We start from the raw sequence: 4,949 nt of genomic DNA on the forward strand, positions 1-4,949 counted from the left end.
GTTTCGTAAGTTCCTTGAACAATTCCTTGGCTTCCGATGTAAATCCAGCTTCCTGCAGTCATTTGACCGTACATCATCAAGCCTTTTTTATCAAGCTCGTGGAAGTGCTCCCAGTTTGCCCATGCAGGTACAAGGTTTGAGTTAGCAAGCAATACACGTGGTGCATCTTTGTGAGATTTCCAAACAACCACTGGCTTACCTGATTGAACTAACATTGTTTCATCATCTTCTAGTTCTAAAAGCGTTTTCACAATCGCATCAAAAGATTCCCAGTTACGAGCTGCTTTCCCAATCCCGCCGTATACAACAAGATCTTCTGGTCTTTCTGCTACTTCTTGGTCTAGGTTGTTATAAAGCATGCGAAGAGCAGCTTCTTGAATCCAGCCTTTTGCATGTAGTTCCGTACCTTTATAATTTTTAATGATTCTTTTTTCAGATGTTTTCGTTTCCATAACATCCACTCCTTTTATTTAACCATGGCTTAATTATAAAAATAAAATCTTTTGAAAAATACGAACAGAAAATTCGAAAACGTATAAATTCTTTAAAAATTGCGCGTGTTTATATAAAATTTTTTATCTAAAATAGCAATATTTTTAGATTTGTTCATTATTTTTATAACCCAAAAAAAGTAAGCCGATTCATTCTAAAGATCTTAAACAGTGACTAATTCCCAACTTTGATCAGTAATGTATTATTTAATGCAAAAAAAGGTAATATTTAATGAATTTCTCTAATATCGGATAAACGAATGCAGAGATTTTTTTGCTGTCTGTCTTTTATTAAAAGTGCTTGTTTCTGTATATCAATTAGACATACACGGCCATTGCATGTTAGTAATGAACTATTCTCATAGTAAGTAATTGTAATATATTCTTTTTTTGTCAACTCTTTTAAAAACATCTGTAATCCCTTTCTCCGAAGCCTGGAAATTCCGAAAATAAATAAAAATAATTTGATCTTTTAGATCGTATGAGTTCTGCAATATTCAGTAAGAAAATAGTCACCGGAGCAAACAATGCTCCGGAATGACGTTAAAGATTTGAACAAGAGGCGAGCTTAGTAACCACTATAGCTATTCCCTCCATTTCCGAAATAGGGGTGATTTTGAGAGATGTTGATCTAAAAACAACTCCATCACCTTGTTTACTGTTTGGAAATTTCCTCTTTTCTAACATGTAAGTTTTTTTCTACAAATGATTTCCAGTCGATTTGATATAACCAGCTTGCTGCTGCCTCGATATCCTTTGAGAACACACGATCTTGCGTAATGCTTGGGATAAGCTTTCTCGCTTCCGTATAAAAAGCATTTGTAAATGAAGCCATCATATCTCTTCCACGATATTCCACTGCCTGCAAGGCGCAAATAAGTTCAATTGCCAATACACGGCGGACGTTTTGAATGATTTGATGAGCATGGCGGGATCCAATTGTCCCCATGCTTACATGATCTTCCTGGTTCGCTGAAGATGGGATGGAATCCACACTTGCCGGGTGCGCCAATGTTTTGTTTTCTGATACAAGCGCGGCTGCCACATATTGCATAATCATCGCTCCCGACTGCAAACCCGGCTCTGGGCTTAAAAACGGCGGTAAATCATTTAGCTGCGGATTGACGAGACGCTCAATTCGACGCTCTGAAATATTCGCAAACTCCGCCATGGCAATTTTAAGGAAGTCCATTGCAAATGCGATCGGCTGGCCGTGAAAGTTCCCTCCCGAAATTACCTTTTCACCATCATCGAAAATAAGCGGATTATCGGTTGCTGCGTTCATTTCAATTTCAAGCTTCTCTTTTACATAATCAAGTGTCTGCCATGATGCGCCGTGTACTTGTGGGATGCAGCGGAGAGAGTATGCATCCTGTACCCGAAGTTCTCCTTGCGTAGTGACAAGCTGGCTGTCACTAATCATTCGCCGAATACGTTCCGCGACTTCAGATTGTTGACGATACCCACGTGAAAAATGAACATCCGCATCAAAAGCTTCCTTAATGCCGCGTAACCCTTCTAATGTCAATGATGCTATCGCTTCCGTTTGAAGAGCAAGCTGCTCGGCTTCGATGTAATTGACTAGACCCATTGCCGTCATAGCTTGGGTACCGTTAATTAATGCTAAGCCCTCCTTTGCTTGCAATGTCAGTGGAACAATGCCTTCTTTCGACAAAGCTGTGAGGGCCTTCATTTGTTCCCCTTTATAAAACACTTCACCCTCACCCATTAGCACAAGAGCCAAATGGGACAGTGGTGCTAAATCCCCGCTCGCTCCAAGTGAACCTTGCTGTGGAATGACCGGATGTATATGTGCATTCAAAAGCTCAAGCAAGCGTTCAATGACAACGGGACGCACTCCAGAAAAACCTTTTAATAATGCGTTAGCACGGAGCAGAAGCATGGCTCGAGAAACTACTTCAGGAAACGGTTCTCCTACCCCGCATGCATGAGAGTGAATCAAATTCCACTGCAGCTGCTCTACATCTTCAGCATCAATCAATACATCACTAAACTTTCCAAATCCAGTTGTAATACCGTAGATGACTTTCTTTTGCTTTACGATCTTTTCAACAGCTTCCCTGCTTTTTTCCACATTGCTCCAGCTTTCCGCTGAAGCTTTAACAAACGCATCATTATATAAAATCTCTTTTGCTTCTTCAATCGTTAAAGTCTGACCTGTTAATAGAATCATTTCTTACACCCCTTATTATTTTTTTAAAACCAAAAAGGGGGCCGTATTGACAGACGTATCCCGTCGTCAATACAGCCCCCTGTTTAACTAATAACTATAGGCTTTTTATTATTTAAATGTGGTTAATACCTAATCCAATCGCTTCATGCTCAAACCCGCGAACCGGTGCTCCAATTGTTCCATACACTGCAACGGCAATCCATTCACCTTCTGCCTTGTTTTCAAACGGATGGCCGCGAAGAATCGCAAACCGAAGCCCTGCTGTTCTAAGCATTCCGCCAAGCTCAACTTGACCACGTGTTACACCGTGCATCGCTTCAATAATCGCATGATACAATGCATGCATTTCACGATAAAGCTCAGGATTGACTATTTCTTGCCTTTTCGCTGACGTTTCAATGGCTGCTACGATTTTCTGCAGCTCCATTGATCCAACCTTTCCTTTTCCATAGCGCCAATTCATTTGCGTAAGCTTACTTACTAATGAGGCTTCTTCCTCTTCTTCTGCAAACGCGTACATGATTGCCTGCTGACCAATTTTTCTGTCGAATCCCATCGTCATGCAGTTACCTCTTTTTAATTTTCTAAATTGACTAATAACTGATTCCTATTTTAAACGTATTCCTATCGTTAGGTCAATATATATTTTTCCCATAAATAATGATTTTCAAGGTAGTTACGATGCAGTCAAGATGCTAATTGAAAAAGGGCATCAAAAAATCGAGATACTTTATGGCCTTCTGAGTCTATCACCGGCATAAGAACGGCTTGCTGGTTACCGTAAAGCACTGTCTGACCATAGTATTCCTTTAGACGAGAATCATATTCTGATTGGCGAACCCTCTTTTGAAAGCGGCTACCAGATGACGAAAGAATAGCGGAAAAATCGGACATAACCGCTCTATTTATATCCTCTAACGCTATTACAATGGGATTAATTGGATATATTCAAGCCAAGAGCATCAAAGTTCCTGAGGAAATAGCAATGATTGGATTACATTTGTACCATCATCCATTTGAACCTTCCAGCGGTTTGCACCCGTTTTTTTAAGTGTAAAGTTTCACAATCTTGACTCGCAGATAAGAAAAAAGGTTGCTGTGGTGATTACTATGCATTGTTTCAACGAGCTTTATAAACAATTATAATAAGGATATCAATTTTTTTATGAGAGGAGATTTAAAATGCTAGTGTATGATCAAATTTCTAAAAATACCACTACGGAGAAAATTCGAAAACCAAGTGAGCACGAGGTTGTGTGGATTCGTCTTTACGATCCAAAACCGAATGAGGTTAAAAATGTTCTTTATGATTTACTTAATTGTCACACACTAGTCGTAGAAGATGGCATCAAGTTAAATCAGCGCCCTAAAATGGATCGGTACCCGGATCATATTTTCATATCCTTTTTTGCAATCGACGATCAACACAATCCTATTGAAATCGCCCTAGTGGTGGGCTCCAATTATGTTGTAACGATTTATAAACACGATATTCCTGTATTGGAGAGATTGTACGAGCAATTTAAAACGATTGAGGGGAAAATGGAGTTTCCCGCTCAAATCTTATACCATATCATGGACCAATGTGTAGATGAATATGAGATGGTAGTGGATCATTTAGAAGATAAGATTGAAGAATGGGAAGAAATGATTCATATAAATCCATATACATCCATTGCACAGGAGGTTTTTCGACTCAAAAGGTCTACTCATACACTAAGGAAGATTTTTGTTGATGAGCGAACGGTGTTAGGTAATATTAGCCATCAACACTTTCCCTATACTAAACCCGAAGCGGATGTATATTTCGTAGATGTGTTTGACCATATCTCGAGGGTAATCGATTCCATTGATATGTTTCGGGATGCACTGACAGGTCTTCTCGATATGCAAATTTCAATGAAAGCCGACAGGATGAATGAAATTATGAAGACTTTGACAATATGGAGCACTTTATTTCTGCCATTGTCTTTTGTGGTTGGTCTTTATGGGATGAATTTAAAAGGTATTCCGGAATATAATTGGAGTTTTGGATACGCCTACGTATGGGGGATTATGATTGTTTTAATCTTGATCATGGTGTTTTACTTTAAGAAAAAAAAATGGATTTAAACATCATCTTATTGTATTAACGTTTTCCTTGATCCTATATGGATATCAATGGTTTCTTGAAAATCCTTATCCTATACATTTACGATTTTTAGATAAGGCTATTTTCGAATAGATTGTTGTTTTTCGTATAAGTTCATCAACCCGTATAACTA

The 4,949-nt window shown here is 38.8% G+C and carries 4 protein-coding genes and 1 pseudogene; 1 reads left to right on the top strand and 4 read right to left on the bottom strand.

Annotated features, from left to right (window positions below; all coding sequences use genetic code 11):
- The 4 genes and pseudogenes from BIV60_RS03205 to hutP form a co-directional block, all read right to left on the bottom strand.
- Positions 1 to 452: pseudogene (locus tag BIV60_RS03205) on the bottom strand (urocanate hydratase); the annotation flags it as partial.
- Between the two features lie 268 nt (positions 453 to 720).
- Entirely contained in the window at positions 721 to 903 is a 183-nt protein-coding gene (locus BIV60_RS28115) for a YolD-like family protein (RefSeq protein ID WP_083402073.1), read from the bottom strand.
- A 243-nt stretch (positions 904 to 1,146) separates the two neighbouring features.
- Positions 1,147 to 2,685, bottom strand: a complete 1,539-nt coding sequence (gene hutH / locus BIV60_RS03210) for a histidine ammonia-lyase (protein ID WP_071354276.1) — start codon at positions 2,683 to 2,685, stop codon at positions 1,147 to 1,149.
- A 112-nt stretch (positions 2,686 to 2,797) separates the two neighbouring features.
- Entirely contained in the window at positions 2,798 to 3,247 is a 450-nt protein-coding gene (hutP, locus tag BIV60_RS03215) for a histidine utilization transcription antiterminator HutP (protein WP_371261500.1), read from the bottom strand.
- Positions 3,248 to 3,867: 620 nt separating this feature from the next.
- Here hutP and corA point away from each other — a divergent pair.
- Positions 3,868 to 4,797: a magnesium/cobalt transporter CorA gene (corA, locus tag BIV60_RS03220; protein WP_071354277.1), complete on the top strand. Its 930-nt coding sequence runs from the start codon at positions 3,868 to 3,870 to the stop codon at positions 4,795 to 4,797.
- Positions 4,798 to 4,949 lie beyond the last annotated feature (152 nt).

The organism is Bacillus sp. MUM 116 (assembly GCF_001866655.1).
Classification (GTDB): Bacteria; Bacillota; Bacilli; order Bacillales; family Cytobacillaceae; genus Neobacillus.